This is a genomic window from Bacillus sp. CH_48, assembly GCF_038008465.1.
Lineage (GTDB): Bacteria > Bacillota > Bacilli > Bacillales > Bacillaceae_G > Bacillus_A > Bacillus_A thuringiensis_S.
This window is the reverse complement of record NZ_JBBOZF010000001.1, coordinates 3844598-3860748: the sequence shown is the minus strand read 5'-3', so window position 1 is coordinate 3860748 and position 16151 is coordinate 3844598. Positions and strand designations below refer to the sequence as shown.

The following is a 16151-nucleotide window of genomic DNA, read 5'->3' as shown; positions in this document are numbered from 1 at the left end:
AGAAATGTTTTCGAGCATAATTACAATATTAAAAACATCCTTTCTTTTAGTTCTAAAGAAAGGATGTTTTTATAACAAGCTTTTTCAATTGTCTATTCTATAGGGTAAATTTACCAGTGTTCTTCTCTTTATTATTTCATTAAGTAACATTAGCATTACATTCTGTATGGTTTCTTTAAAAATTTCAGTAAAAGAATATATTAATTTTGAAGTGTACAAATAGGGAGAGTGACTTCAACTGTAGTCCCCTTATTCACTTCACTCTCAATAAATACCTTTCCCTGATGTGTTTCAATGATTTTATAACAGATCATTAACCCTAAGCCAATCCCCTCTTCTTTAATACTATAAAAAGGTTCTCCAAGGTATGGTATACGTTCTTTTGGAATCCCACACCCTTGATCGATAAAACGAATTCTTACTTGATTATTATCAAGTATATTTATTTGAATCAGAATTTCCCCTCCCATCGGCATAGATTCAATTGCATTTTTTAATATATTAACAAATACTTGTTTTAATTGATTTCCTTCACATGAAATCAATGGAATACCAGGGTTAAGATCGATTCTAAATTTTATATTATGCATCATTGCTTGAGGTTGTAGTAGCATTAAAACTTGATCCATTAGCAAACTAATATCATTAGGTTGTATTTTTACCACCTGTGGTTTGGCTACCGCCATAAATTCAGTTGTTATGCTCTCTATACGCTCAATCTCTGATGATACTATATTAATATAACCCTGATTATTCTCATTTTCTGTTGATTTTAGTAATTGCATGAACCCTTTCATTGCAGTTAATGGATTATTAATCTCATGAGCCATTGCAGTCGCTAATTGTCCTACAACAGCAAGTTTTTCAGATTTTCGTAATAATTCTTCTGTTTTTAGCCGTTCAGTGATATCACGAGAAATACTTAGGAAAACCTTTTTACCATTTAAGTTAAAAACACGAACACTAAACTCAGCTGTTATTACTTTTCCTGTTGGAAAAACATATTCATCTTGCAAAGTGAAGGAAGTTTGTCCCTTTTTAATTTTTTCTAATAGCCTTACGATCATTTGAGAATCTTGTGGTACTATATTTGAAAATGATAATGAGAGCAACTCTTCTCTACTATATCCAAATCTTCTACACCCAACAGGGTTTACCTCAATAAATCGACTTGGAGCATTATCTTCATTCAGCTCTACTACATATACCGCATCAGTTGCTTGTTCAATTAGTGCACGGTACTTCATTTCACTATCTCTTAATTGCTGGTGTAATCGATGTCGTTCTCTTTCTGCTTGTTTTCTTTCAGAGATGTCTCTACATATTGCTGATAAAGCTATCACATTTCCTCTTACATCTAGTATAGGAGAAACTGTCAGACTGACATCAAGAAGACTCCCATCGCTCCTTTGTCTAACAGTTTCTAATCTAGTAACCACAGATTCGCCTGTTAGAATTTTCTGAATATTTTTAAGCGATTCTTCCATTAAAAAATCTGGTACACAAGGTAATCTCTTACCTATGATTTCTTGTGATGACCACCCAAATATCTTTTCATAAGCTTTATTCGCTTGTAAAATATGCCCTTCTCGATCAGAAATGGTAATAGCATCTAGATTGTGCTTTATAAATGATTCCAATAATTCTTTGGTAGCGCTTAATTCTGATTCTACCTTTTTCCTTTCGGTTATATCAACTGTAGAACCAACAACTTCAATAACTTGTCCATTTCGTTTAATCGGCCTAAGCGCAATAAGAATAATAGTTTTATCATTTGGCCAAGGTAATTCAAATATAATTTCTTTTCCTTCCCATGCCTGAAGATAGTACTTCATCAATTGTGGAACTAAATGTGGAGGAACAATAGAAGCATCAATAGTACGTAAGCTTTTTCCTACCACCTGTTCAGAATAAAATCCGTTTTGATAATAAAACTGTCCATCACATAAAGTGTGTATAAAGTGCTTACCCACTTTTTTAAATTTAAAAATTCCTCCTTGAAGCTCATGTACGGTATCTGCAAGTTCTTGCTTCGATTTTTTTAATTCTCGATTCATTTTAGATAAGTCCTGTGTTAAATAATACAATCTCTGGTAGGCTTCCATAAGAAATAGCCCAATTAAAAGTCCTAACGCTATATATAATAAGCCTCCTGTGTAAAGTAATGTAGTATTAAATAATACGCCAACTAACCACTTTATTCCAATAAAAACAGAAAAATATAACGATGCACTTTTAAAAGGATGTAGTTTTTTAAAATAAGTTTTAAAGGTAGAAAATAGAATCCCCATACCTAAATAAGCAATCACAGGAGGTTCCCAGTACCCTCCTGTGTAAAAGATACGCATTACAATTATGCTAATTAACGTAATCCAACCAGCAATACGACCAAAGTAAATAAAAGATAGAATAAGAGGAACAACTCGAAGATCGTAAGAAAATCCCATGTATGGAAAAGAAAAGAACATTAACGTAACTGCAATAATCCCTCCATAGAGCTTTTCGAAATATCGACTAGAATTAATTGTAAACACTTGAATAAATATTGCTGCGCTAACTAATAAAGAAAAAATAGAAAGGTTGATGAAATAATCTTTAATAATCATGTAATGTCCCTCCTTGCATTAAGTGTATTCGACAAAAAAGCTAAAAATCCTACAAATTGTATAAACAGTTCAAATGCATAAATTTTAAACTAGGATAAAATCTGGAAAAGTAAATAAGGAGCACAGCAGATGAGATATTTTAATGAAAAATAGTTCAAAAAAGATAATAGTAACCGTTGACTACTATTATCTTTTTTCTTTAAGTTATCGTAATACGTATGAAACTCTAAGGGACGTGGTATGTCATTTCATCAAACAATGATTATATGCTGAGTCATGAATATAGAAACTTCAACAGTAATTTTTGAAAAATAACATAAAAAAACAAAACTATCTTTGAAAATGGAAAAAATCTATATAAATGTCAACTAATCTATGTACAAAAACGTTCACTTAATTTTGCATAAAGTCACTCCACTTAGGAAGCTAAGTAGTTCTTCAAGGTCGATAAGAACACCTGTAGATGCTTCAGGATAACTACATAATTGTATGAGTAATGTACTTGAAACCTTTCGGTAAAACCATACACATAATACAACTAACTCCTTGGTTCAATATTTACTTTTTCGCTGAACAAATTCTTTTTCTTGAGCAAAATATTCTAGGATATAAGGAGATTTTTCAATTAACTTGGTGTCTAGTTTATTCTCCAGCTCCAATTACTTCGTTACTTTCAGATTCAGTTCATTATATTTTGTACTTTGTCTTTATACACAACATATTCTTTACCATCCACTACTGCTACTACCGCAAATTCATCATTTGGATTGAATGAAAGCCAATCAGCCCACATGTTAGTATTAGCCCCTCCACTCCACATATTATGAACAGTGTTTTTAGTTAAATTCATAACTTTATAAGACGCATTTGGCGCATTTGTTCCAGTCTTTATTTCAAAAGTGTATGCGTTATGAATTTTTTTATAAAAGTAGAAAACGTTTGATGGACGAAGCTGATTCAAAAAATCCTGTTCTTTTTTCTCTGCAATTTTTATCCCTTCTTGCAAAGTGACAACATCTGTTTTTAATGTTTTCCAACTGTTTTTCGCTGCATTCAAGCTAGGGGTTAAGAATTTATATTTATTTTGATCAGCTTTTTGATCAGCTTTATCAATATGTCCCAGTACACCCGAATATTGAGAATCTAAATCCTCCCATTGCGTAGACATATAAGTAAGAGCAGTGATAGCACTATCAAGCGTACTATGCATATCACTAATATTATGAAATGCAACTCCAACTACACGATTCAATGTTATTTTATAATCTACAGTCTGACGCAATTTTGCTAATTCAGGTTCTAGCCAACCTAACTTACCTCTTGCATCACCTATCATTATGCCACCAGCAATCAAGGTTGGAATAAAGGGGATTTTTACCATGTCTAACCCCTTAGATTCTATGTCTTTCTGATATTTTACTTGTCCTAAAAGGTCCTCTAGACGCTTTTGGTCAGCCTCCACATCAGCACCTTGGTTTTTTAAAATCGATTGCAATGTCTCTTTATGACTTCCAAATGTTCTAACATCTTCTCCAATAGCATTTTTTAATTGAATTAATTCTTCTATTAATGCTTTTGCAGACTTTTGATTTTGTTGAATTCCTCCCTGTAAATCTGTAATCCCTTTTTTTAAAGTATCTCCATTTCCATTATTGATCGCCTCTACTAATGTTTCATAATAATTTTCAAATTTTGTATCGTATTCTATAATGCCTGTCAATGTATCAAAAAGCTGTTTTTTCACTTGTGTATTCCATGTAACAGCATGTGCTCTTGCATTCTTTTGATCTTGTACAATTTTACTAGGTAAATCTGCATTTCCATTAATAGTTATTCCTTCAAAACTCACATCTGGATTATTAATTAGCAAATAAGAATATTCATTCATAGCTTTTGCAAATAAACCAGCATCTTGCAAAGCTTTTTTCATCTGTTCTTCATTTGCTGAAAGAGATATATTTTCATTGTTCGTTTGTTCAATTTCAATCGCAAAAGTTTCTAGTGGTATGACTGCATAAGTAGTTGTTATAGTTAAAAACGCTGATACAGCGAGTAGTTTATTAGGGATTTTTTTCATCATTTCGTATTCCTCCTATATAAGGTATGGTTTCAAGTTCTAATCTTATTAAAAAGCGATGTCTTTCAAAATGAGTTCTACATCTTTTATCAGTATCGTTTGAACTTTCTTTAGCAGCCTTCAAATCATTAAGTATTAAAGAAAATGTATATAATCTGCTTCAAATTAACCGATTCTGTTGCAAATTTTAAAAAAGCAATTAAACTACAAGGTTATTTTTTATTCGAATCATACTTATATATAATTGAAAGGCGAAGTCTTTAATGAGACTCCGCCTTTCTGTTATATAAGGATTTATTAATTATTACTTTTCTGTTTAACAGTGTAATCATAGACTTTCTATGTTTTAGTTCACTTTACGCAGAATTAATATTTCCCTATTTTTGTGGAGTAACAGTTTCCACTTTTAATTCCTTTATTCCTTCTTTTAATGTAACAGCATCTGTTCGTAATGTTTTCCAACTGTCTTTCGCTGCATTTAAATTAGGTTTTAAGAATTTAAATTTATTTTGATCGGCTTTTTGAGCTGCATTCTCAATATGCCCTAGAACGCCCGAATATTGAGAATCTAAATCATGCCACTGCGTGGACATATAAGTAAGAGCGTTAATAGCATCATCAAGCGCCTTGTGCATTTCATTAATATTACTGTAAGCAACTCCAACTACACGATTTAAGGTTACTTTATAATCCACAGTCTGACGTAATTCTGCTAATAAAGGCTCTAACTTACCTAAATTATCCCTTGCTACTCCCACTATAATACCGCCAATTATTGGTAGACCCAAAATAGCACCCTTCATTACATTAAACCCATCAGATTCTAATTGTTTATAATAGTTTACTGATCCTAATACTTCTTCTAGACGCTTTTGATCGGCATCAACATCTGCACCTTGATTTTTTAAAATTGACTGCAAGAGCTCTTTATTACTTCCAAAAGCTCTAACATCATGTCCAATAGAGTCTCTTAATTTAGTTAATTCTTCTATTAGTTGTTGTGCATACTTTTGATTTTGTTGAATTTCACCTCGCAAATCTGTAATCCCTTCTTTTAAAGTTTCTCCATCCCCTGTATTAATCGCTTCTACCATTGTTTCATAATAATTGTCAAATGTTGTATCGTATTCAACAATACCATTCAATGTATCTAAAAGCTGTTTTTTTACTTTCGTATCCCAAGTAACAGCATGTGCCCTTGCATTCTTTTGATCTTGTACGATTCTACCAGGTAAATCTACATATCCATTAATGGTAATTCCCTCAAAATTCACATCAGGATTCTTAATTAACATATAAGAATAGGCATTCATAGATTTTGCAAATAATCCAGCCTTTTGCAAGGTCTCTTTCATTCTCGCTTCATTTGCAGAAAGAGCCGTATCTCCATTGTTCGTTTGTTCAATTTCACTTGCAAAAGTTGTTACTGGTGAAACTACATTAGCAGTTGTAATAGTTAATAGCGTCGATACAGCGAGTAATTTATAAGGGATTTTTTTTATCATTTCATTTTCCTCCAATTTAGGTTTTAAATTTCAGTTCTACTCCTGTTTAAAAGCAATATCTTTTGAAATGAATTCTGCATCTTTATGAATATCATTCCAACTTTCTTTAGCGGCTTTTAAATCATCTGGTATTAAAGAGAATTTGTGGTCTTGCATAGAATCGATATTATCCAGTAAATCTGTATAATTTGCGCCCATTGTATTCCATTGCTTTTGAATATTTGTTAGAGACAATATCGCTTGATCTACAGTCTGATATAAATATGCCAATGTTTCTTTCGCGTTAGTAAGCGAAAGAACTGCTTGATTAGCACGATCTGCTTTCATACTTAATTCTCCGATTTTGTTAGAAATTTCATTATAGGAGTCCATATGCTTAGATGCTGTGACACCAGCCGCAGTTCCTAGACCGATACCAGCTGCACCAAGAGCCGAGAGTCCACCAACAACAGCCGGTGTTGCTGTACCGCCAGTTACAACAATAACTACCGCTCCTCCAATAGCTGCAATAACTAAAATAGCTGCTCCCAATCCACCACCAATTGACCATGCTAATACATCATCAAAATGTTTTTTCTGAGTAGAACGAAGTTGCTCAATTTCAGCTTGAAGTTGTGGAATCGTTGCCTGTTGACCTGCTAATATTGCAGTTAATCCACCTTTCCCATCTGGACCACCAACATTATTTTTAAAATCTGTAGAATTTTGATATAGTTTCCCTTTGAAGTCTTGTAGCATCTTAATCACATCTGTAACTTCTTTTGAATTTGTATTGATTGTAGTAATTAAATCATTTATACCCTCTTTTAGACCTGCCTTATCTTTCTTTTGTACAGTTTCTACTAATGTGTCGTAATAATTTTGAAATTGTTCATCGTAATTTACAATATTACGAGCAGTTTTTTGAATCTGTGGCTTCGCTGTATCTAACCAGTAATTCGCATTGATTCGTGACAGCTCTTGATTAAGGTGAATATTTTTGAGCAACTCTCCCCCCTCTGAGCCTAAATCGATATTAGATAAATTTACATTTGGTTGCTTAATCATTGTTTTTGCGTATAAATCCATTACTAGAATATGAGACCCTGTTTCAGCTAATGCTTTCTTCAGTCCTTCGGGGCCTAATGCATAATTGCCTACTTTTTGTTCTTGAGCGGTCGTTTCTTGTGCAAATGCATGAATAGTGTTACCGGTAGTAGCAGTTATAACAGTTGCTAATGTAGCTAAAGTTAGTACTTTGAATGGAAATTTTTTCATGACTATTCTCCTTCTTTCGCTAAATGCTTATAATCTGTATGAATTCCCTAAAAACGCAATATTAAAATTTATATACTTGTTCTTCAAGGTAACTTATTACATTTTTTAATTGTCTTAATGTATCTTTTTGAGACTGCTCGTTAGTTGTATCAACATTAGTAGATAATTTTGTAATGCTATTTTTTATTAGATTTAAATCTTCTTTATAGCGCTTTAGTAGATCCAGTTCTACATCTACTTGATTTGCAAACGTATGCAAATCATTTTGTGTAAGAAGAAGCATTGATTTTTGTAAATCAGCTATTGATAGTTTCGTTGTTAAATCATATATTTTTTGATTTTGTTTCTCTAAATCATCTAAATATGCTCGCTGTTCTGCTGTTAATTTATTTACTTCAGCAAAAACGCCAAATGTTTTCTTAATCTTTTCGGTATCAATGACCTTCATCAGGTCATACTCTTGTGTTTTTGCTGCGGCTGCGGCTGCTATTTCACCTTGTTTGCTTTTCTCAATTGCTTCACGAGCTGCTTTTTTTGCTGATTCAATCTCTAGAGCAGTTTTACCTTGTTCTGTCGCTTCTTGCGCCGCTTTTTTCTCCGCTTCTAGAATAGAGTTGTTAATTTCTTTTCCTTTGTTATATGCTGCCACCCCTGCTTGAGCAGCTGGTTCAATAATTTCTTTTGAAAGACTATAAACTTCTTTGAATATAGCAAATCCCTGCTCATTTAAAGCTCCTGGTATTAATGCAATTTGCTGTAAATCATTTTGAATTGCTTTTTTGGTATTTAATATTTCATTTTTTAACTGATCTATTTTTCCTGTTCCATCTGTACTTAGTATGCCTTGCGCAGTTGCCACATTAGTATCAAAATCTTTTAATTTTTTATCAAGCTGTAATTTAAGATCTGTTAATTCATTGATTTGTCGTTGCGCATTTTCTTGATTCGTCATAGCCATTTCTTGAAGTACTTCAAGTCTATCCGAAAACCCTTCTCTATCTTCTTTATTGTCTACAAACGATTTTAATGTCGGGTAATAACTATTAAATTTTGTTACAAATCCTTTACTTTTTGAATTTAATAGAATTAACTGTGGATAGAGTTCCGATGACCATTCCTTCATATCTTGTTTGATTAGGAATTGATTGGTATTTAAAGCTGGGACTTCCTCTAGCTGTACATTAGGACTCATTAAAGATTGATCAATATACGTTTGGATTAATTTAGATTGCGCACCTAATTTTCGTAATGAAGAGGAAATATCCATGCCTTCCTGTTGAGTTTCCGCTTGAACGATTGGTGTTGCGAGAGTATTGATAGGAATAGTTGCTCCAGTTACAATGGATGTGACTAATAATCCTGTCATTATTTTAGTTTTCATTCCGTACACTCCTTTACCATTGTTTTTATAACTTAATTCATATAACTTGTACGACCGCTCTCTTTGTAAACTGGATAAGAAGGAGAAATCTTTCAGATACGTTAATATCGTTGTTTTTTACTTCTAATAGGATGTAAGGATTTTATTTATCTCTCATTTCGATACTCTATTTTTTTAAATATAAATAACAAAAATTTATTAACTATATTTGAATCAGGCACCTTATGAGTAGTAAATTATTAATTCTTTCCTAAAGTTGCGGTTTAACTTACAGAATCGTGAGGATCAATAAACCAATGCTTACAGTTAATCTTGTCATAACATTGTTTAATTTCAATTTGATAATATCCCTCTTAGTTTTGTCAGCAAACTCCTTAGTAGACAACAAAAGGTGAAATTATACTGTACATTGCTTATACTTTTATTGCGGAATAACTTCACTTTTGTTATGCAGAAACTTAGAACACGTTTATTACCAATTTGATTCTTGACCTCCCGTAAATAAATTGACTATTTAGAAAATTATTAAAGACATAATGTTACTTATAACTTCACTATAATTCCTATTAGCGTAACCTTCTCCTTTCTGTCTGGTCATACCAGTTATGTTGTTCATTAAAACATTAAATTTTTAATGCGTAAATAGAAAAATTTTGTCGATTATGCTCGATAATTTACTGTTAAATAAAAATATGAACCGAAAAAAATTATATAAATATAGTTATTCGTAAATTTCATTTCTGTAATTGTAATGATTACAAATTAATGTGTATACGGTTAAAAATAACTATTTTAGCTCAACCAAGAAATTTTATTTTAGAAAAAATACTTATAGAATAATATAATAGGTTTTTTTATACTTTTTTACCTTTATTTAGTTATGTATAATTGCATAAAATGTAGATATATTTAGTAATATATGTTATATTATTGATTTTTTCACGAAATATCCTAATATCATTATTAATGAATATCTAATATAAAGATATTAGTCTATAAACTTATCATCGTTATAAACATAGGTTTTAAATTACAAAAAAGCTGCAAAGCTTCCTTGGAACACTTTGCAGCCTTCTATCTTTTTGTTTCCTTTAGCAAAATAATGGTTAGTGAATTTTCATTTTTTGGGATACTTACACCCATGTTTAAGTCTTTACATTGGAGACAGTAGATAACAAACTTATATTATTGTATATTTTTCACGGTACTGCCTAGGGGTCATGCTAGTGATTTTTTTGAAAACTCTTATAAAATAACTTTGGTCATTAAAGTTAAGCCAAGCACAGATATCTGATAACGAATAAGTAGTGAGTGTTAATAATTTCTTTGCTTCTTCCACTCGTTCCCTTTGAATATATTCGCTTAAAGTAATTCCCATTTCTTTTTTAAATAGTTTAGACAGATAAGTAGGCGTAATTTCTAAATGATTAGCAAGTTCATTCAGAGATATTCCATCGTAAACATTTTTATTAATATGTTTTATACATGTAGTAACCGCGTAAGAATACTTTTTTGCATTGTATTCTTTCACACGATCTGCAAAAGTACGTAAAGCATCCCCTGACAATCGCTTTACAGATTCTACATTATCTAATTGTTCCAGGGTTTGTATATATAAAATACTATGAGCAAAAGCAATATCTGGTGGCAGGTTTCCTTCTATTGCATATCGAGTGGCTAAGGTAATCGCAATAATTCCAAGGTTTTTTTGATTCCTGAGCGGATCCTCTATTAGCATAAGTTCAACATCTTCTTGCGAAACCGCATACATATACTGTATTAACTTTTTTTTATTCCCTTCTTTAATAGTCGAAAAGAAATCATTTACTAATGACATATTATGCGTTTTAGGTTTGTTTTGTCGACGTTTTAAAATATATAAATCAGGTTTCACATTTTTATTAGGAATTTCCTCTAGTACTTTATTTTTTTCCAAGACAATATCTACATCTAACTTTTCATTGAAAATCATGTAATGTAATAGAATTCCCATATCAATTAATGTAGTTTTTTTAATCTCAGATAAACACTGATAATAGGCAAGTCTTTCTTGAATGTTATCATTTGATTTAAATTCTTTCTGAAATTTTATGATCATATCATCTGAATCTTTTGGATGTATAGTAGGACCGATTATAATAGTCCCTTTAATATCATCATGATTTTCTATATGAATTAGAACAAAATTTTCAAGATAGTTGTTACTTCGGAAAAGTGGCAAGTTAAAGGGATCGTTTTCTTGATAAATATCACTAAGATGTTCTTCTTTTGAAGAATAAAAAGGACTACAAACATTATCAGATGTAGAATGATATAAAATTTTTCTGTCTGCAGATAAAATATGTACAGGGGCATTAAATGCTTTATGTGCAAGATCACACAAGTGTTGTATATCGATAGAAGTATTCATTACATTCTCCTTTATAGATCCATAAAATATATTCTGTTAGATATAATTCACGACAAATAATACTATAAAATATCAAATTAGTACAATTCACAACAAAATATTACTATATCTTTTTTATAAAAATCATATATTATTTAATTGTAGTTAGCATCTAAATATCAGAGTAGATAAGTAAACGAAATAAGCTAAGTTCTTTTCTTAATTCTACAAGATATAATTATTGAACTTGAGAAAACAGTGAAGCACTACAAAATACAGTGGTAGTCAATGCGAGGACCAAGATAGAAAAATATTACAAATAAAACGGAAGTAACAGGAGATACTGTACCACCGCAAGAAATAACAGTCAAAGTTCCAATTCAATCATTTATACAAATTGAATTCAAAAAATAAATACTGCTAATTTAAATATGAAACTGAAAAACTATTTTGCTCCAAATTTTAGAAAAAGATAATAAAGAAGTCGTGAAATCGGAAAAAGAGGAAAGCGATACGGCTATTTTTGAAACACTATGTTTTGAAAAGTACAAGGTGGAGGAAATTCAAGTGCTCAATTAAACATTTAATTGAGAGAAAGGTCTTTTCATCAACTAAAAATAAAAATAAAAAACGAATGGAATATTCAAAAAATGACACTATATTACTGGTCGTAACATTAGTTTTACTTTCCACAAAAGAGGGAAAAATATATAGACTTTACAAATACTAAGAATAGCAAAATAGCTAGTTTTATTACCGCATCACATAAAGTGAAACTTTAATCAGTGGGGGTTTTGTTCATCCCCCACTGATTATTAGCCCACACAAATCGGGCTTTTACAGACAGTTGATCCCCCACCTAACTTCTTTGCTTCCGCTGAATTTTGAGGTGGGGGTCTTACTGCCCGGCAAATAGCGGGATAAACTTATTATTAATTTCCAAACACAATAGTTGTTAATCAACAAAAAACTTCAATAATTAAGGTACACAGTAAATTGATCTCAAAACAGTAATTACTACAGTATCAGTTTTTACTTATTCTATAAAAAAAGAAATATCACTTAATGATTATTACTTTATATCAATTTAGACATAAAACATTTTATTATATCGGCTTAAGTATTATGGAATTAAAATTATAAATAACACAAAAACCCTTTTAAGGGATCATACATCGTTCGTATCGAATTTACCACCTTTCGATACCTATGTCATTAACACAACTAAAAAAGATTATTACAAAGGAATCTGAGAGGTTTTTTCAATTTCGAAATTTATTTTTTTGTAAATTAAAGGAAAAATAATCCGTATATATACGGATTATTTTCTTAGTGTAATCTGTATTGACCTGTTAACTGTTTTTCAGCCATTCAAACTAAGCGTTTTGTAAACTCTCCACCGATCCGAACCATTTGCAGATGATGTGATGTATCAGGTCCCAGTGTGACTCTTAGTTCAAAAGCAATTTCATACTTCATTTGCTCAATAGTACTTGTAGTAGCAGAAATAAGAATTTCCTTTGTATTACTTTCGTATCTTTGAATATTTATAATTGCACTTCCAATATATTTATAAATAACATGTGCCTACTTATGCTATTTATGCATAAGCGACCTAATTTCTTCCAGTGTTTTTATAGGAACCCTTTCCCTCCCCTTATTCCACCAATTAAATTTGAAACACAAATGTACATTACATTTCAATATAACAATAAAAGCTACAAAAGCAACGAATTTACTATTTTAAAGTTAAGTGTTTAACCTTGAAGTACTTAAATTCTTTTTTCCAGATAAAGCATACATTATATCTTGATGTTTTATTGTCCTCTTATAATTATGTGGTATCGGGAATTTATTTCGGTGTTCTTTCATTATAATTAAAGTTTGAAGTTCTATGCTCAATACTTTTGCGAGAACATGATAGTTATATCCATTGTTTAACAGAGAAATTATGTCATAAAACATAGTTTTTCCACCCACTAATTTTACTAATTTATTCTTTAACTCCTCCCCTTTTTCTTTAGCTTCATCAATTTCTAACAACATAGATTTTTTATTTGTCTGCTTAATGTATTGAGTATACAACTCTGGGAATTCTTTTTGTACTTCTTTGTTTAATACTGGTTTATATTTAATCATATAAGTAACTTGTAACAATGAGCGTTTTAACAAACTATCTTCAATGAGATACGCTACTTTATTAAATAAATGTACATATTCCTCAATATTGGAATAACTATTAAAATGAGCTAATACTCTACTTTTTATACTAAAAGCCTTGCCTACATAAATAATATTGTCATTATAATCTTTAATGAAATAAATACCACTGTCAGATTTTTTCAATTTATTATCCAATTCTTCTATACTCATAAAATGCAATTCACTCATACTTCTCTCTCCTTAGCAGTTTTAAATCGTAAAAAACAAGCAAGGTTTCTAAAAAAGTACTTAGCTGCCCTAGCATCTCTTATTTTATCTCTTGCTAAATGTCAAAAAACTGTTTCTATGTTACTCAACTATCAATATGATTATTAATAAAATTTTCTATCGTTATTATCTCGCAATTTTATCATGTAATTTCGAGATCGTTTCCTCATTTAAATTACTGTGTTTTATCGAATAAAAGAAATATATGACTGCCCCAATAGTAATCCAAATACTAAAGTACATCCATGTCCTTAACGGTAAATTTAGCATTAAAAACAAACAACATACAATTGAAACGCTTGGTAATACAGGTACAAAAGGTACCATAAATCCACGTTTTAAATTTGGGTGTGATTTACGTAGAATAATAACTGATAGACAAACTAACGCAAACGTCACCAAACTACCGATATTAACTAAATTAACCAATTCTTTTAAATCAATAAACCCAGCTATTATAGAGCTCCCTATTCCTGCCAATCCAGTTATAAAAGTGGGTGCTCCAGTTTTCTTATTAACTTTCGCAAATGATTTCGGTAACAATCCATCACGACTCATTGCAAAGAATACTCGTGTTGCCGCATACATATTGGAAAAAATAACAGCCATAAGGCCAATTACAGCACCTGCAGCAATTGCACCAGCGACTTTTCCTTGTCCTACCACTTCCATTACATAAGCCATTGCCTCAGGGACATTTAATTCTTTATAGGAAACCATTCCTGTTATAACAAGGCATACGATAACATAAATAATTGTACATATGATTAATGATGCAATAATACCGATGGGAAGATTACGCTTCGGATCTTTTACTTCTTCTGCTGAAGTTGCTAATATATCAAAACCTGTGAAAGCGAATAAAATAGCTGCTCCCCCCGTAAAAACCCCACTTAAACCGTATGGTGCAATTGGTATCCAGTTCATTGGTTTTACATAGAATATACCAACTGTAATAAACAACAAAATCATACCAATTTTAATCAATACCATTATATTATTGATTCGTTTACTTTCCCTTGTACCACGGGATAACATCCATGCTAATATCAATGTAATGATTACTGCTGGTAGATTCACAATACCACCATGCGAAGGAATCGTTACTAGAGCTTTAGGTATCTCTAATCCAAATCCCTTTATTAAATTGTGGAAATAGCCTGTCCATCCAGCAGCGACAGCCGCTGTTGCCACGATATATATTAACAGCAATGACCAACCTACTAGATGAGCAACAAACTCACCAATTGTTGCATATGAGTACGTATATACACTACCAGACGCCGGGAGTGTAGAAGCAATTTCCGCGTAACATAATGCTATAAATCCACATATAATTGCTGCAAGTATAAATGAAAAAACAACTGCTGGACCAGCATTTCTTGCTGCTACTAATCCAGTTAACACAAGAACACCTGTTCCAACTATCGAGCCTACCCCTAACATAATTAAATCAAATGCTCCTAATGTTTTCGTTAAAGTCTTGCTTTGATTATGCTCTAACAATTGTGTAACGGATTTCTTTTTTAGTAAATTACTCATATTTTCTGTATCCCCTTTAAAATAAGGTTTATTCTTCTCGTTAGTGTTGTATATAAATTTACTTAGTTATTAACTAGCCTCATAATATTTCTTTTACATTAAATAGATTTGAAATATTATATAAATTCGCTTCTCACTTACTAGTTAAACTAGACATTTCCATAGATTTTTGCGTACAACGTTTCATAGCTGAAATGATAGCTGTTCTTAAACCTTTTTCTTCTAGCGTTACTACAGCTTCTATCGTCGTTCCACCTGGAGAACAAACCATATCCTTCAATTCACCTGGATGTATTCCTGTTTCCAATACCATTTTTGCAGAACCTAATACAGCCTGAGCCGCAAATTTATAAGCTTGTTTTCTCGGCATACCGCCAAGTACAGCAGCATCTGCCATGGCTTCTATAAACATATACACATATGCTGGAGAAGAACCACTAATAGATGTAACAACATCCATTAGTTTTTCATTTATGACCTCCGTCTGGCCGAAAATATTAAATATGTTCAGTACCTCTTTTATATCTTTTTCTGTAACCATTTCATTAAAACATAACGCAGACATTCCTTCTCCAACAAGTGCCGGTGTATTAGGCATTACTCTAACAACTTTCAACTTTCTACCAAATTCATTCTCAGTGCTCTTAATACTTTTTCCTGCAGCAATAGTTACAACGATTACATCATTTTTTATTTGATCTTTTATTTGGTTAATTACCGATGAGTATAAATCTGGTTTGATTGATAAAATTAAAATGTCAGCGCTGTTAGCGACTTCATTGTTGTTAGTAGTTATAGTTATGCCATATTCATTACTAGCATTTTTTAAATTAATGACATTTAAATCTGAACAAATTATTTGATCTGGAGAAACTATATTTTTTTTAATCATCCCACCTATCATAGCAATACCCATGTTTCCACATCCGATAAAACCTATTTGTTTATTCATAATAATTTGCTC

General features: G+C 31.4%; 11 protein-coding genes and 1 pseudogene. 1 reads left to right on the top strand and 11 read right to left on the bottom strand.

Translation table 11 applies throughout. From position 1 onward, the window contains the following. Positions 1-200: 200 nt before the first annotated feature. The 7 genes and pseudogenes from N2V92_RS19320 to N2V92_RS19290 form a co-directional block, all read right to left on the bottom strand. The gene (locus N2V92_RS19320; RefSeq protein ID WP_000584302.1) at positions 201-2606 is read right to left on the bottom strand and encodes a PAS domain S-box protein; all 2406 of its coding nucleotides are present in this window, start codon (positions 2604-2606) and stop codon (positions 201-203) included. Between the two features lie 431 nt (positions 2607-3037). Then, positions 3038-3265 (bottom strand): annotated as a pseudogene (locus N2V92_RS19315) (hypothetical protein); the annotation flags it as partial. Between the two features lie 20 nt (positions 3266-3285). After that, the gene (gene hblB, locus N2V92_RS19310) at positions 3286-4686 is read right to left on the bottom strand and encodes a hemolysin BL regulatory component HblB (RefSeq protein WP_000976159.1); all 1401 of its coding nucleotides are present in this window, start codon (positions 4684-4686) and stop codon (positions 3286-3288) included. 374 nt (positions 4687-5060) lie between these two features. Next, positions 5061-6188 (bottom strand): hemolysin BL binding component B, encoded by a 1128-nt coding sequence (gene hblA / locus N2V92_RS19305; protein ID WP_000591972.1) that lies wholly within the window; start codon positions 6186-6188, stop codon positions 5061-5063. A gap of 36 nt (positions 6189-6224) precedes the next feature. Next, the gene (hblD, locus tag N2V92_RS19300; protein WP_000714435.1) at positions 6225-7445 is read right to left on the bottom strand and encodes a hemolytic enterotoxin HBL lytic component L1; all 1221 of its coding nucleotides are present in this window, start codon (positions 7443-7445) and stop codon (positions 6225-6227) included. A gap of 61 nt (positions 7446-7506) precedes the next feature. Beyond that, positions 7507-8826 (bottom strand): hemolytic enterotoxin HBL lytic component L2, encoded by a 1320-nt coding sequence (gene hblC / locus N2V92_RS19295; protein WP_000850235.1) that lies wholly within the window; start codon positions 8824-8826, stop codon positions 7507-7509. A gap of 1180 nt (positions 8827-10006) precedes the next feature. Next, positions 10007-11236: a helix-turn-helix domain-containing protein gene (locus N2V92_RS19290; protein ID WP_001097907.1), complete on the bottom strand. Its 1230-nt coding sequence runs from the start codon at positions 11234-11236 to the stop codon at positions 10007-10009. 429 nt (positions 11237-11665) lie between these two features. Between N2V92_RS19290 and N2V92_RS19285 the strand changes: the two genes are divergently transcribed. Continuing rightward, a complete protein-coding gene (locus tag N2V92_RS19285; RefSeq protein WP_003281887.1) occupies positions 11666-11794 on the top strand; it encodes a hypothetical protein in 129 nt (42 codons plus the stop codon). Positions 11795-12586: 792 nt separating this feature from the next. On the opposite strand, the gene N2V92_RS19280 is transcribed toward N2V92_RS19285, so the two are convergent. The 4 genes from N2V92_RS19280 to proC all read right to left on the bottom strand — a co-directional run bounded on the left by N2V92_RS19280 (position 12587) and on the right by proC (position 16139). Further along, the gene (locus N2V92_RS19280; protein WP_042598237.1) at positions 12587-12766 is read right to left on the bottom strand and encodes a small, acid-soluble spore protein, alpha/beta type; all 180 of its coding nucleotides are present in this window, start codon (positions 12764-12766) and stop codon (positions 12587-12589) included. A gap of 198 nt (positions 12767-12964) precedes the next feature. Continuing rightward, positions 12965-13606 carry an excinuclease ABC subunit C gene (locus N2V92_RS19275; protein WP_001292160.1) on the bottom strand — a complete coding sequence of 214 codons (642 nt, stop codon included), beginning with the start codon at positions 13604-13606 and terminating at the stop codon, positions 12965-12967. Positions 13607-13771: 165 nt separating this feature from the next. Further along, entirely contained in the window at positions 13772-15187 is a 1416-nt protein-coding gene (locus tag N2V92_RS19270; RefSeq protein WP_042598240.1) for an amino acid permease, read from the bottom strand. A 133-nt stretch (positions 15188-15320) separates the two neighbouring features. Continuing rightward, positions 15321-16139, bottom strand: a complete 819-nt coding sequence (proC, locus tag N2V92_RS19265) for a pyrroline-5-carboxylate reductase (protein WP_001041290.1) — start codon at positions 16137-16139, stop codon at positions 15321-15323. Between the last annotated feature and the right edge of the window lie 12 nt (positions 16140-16151).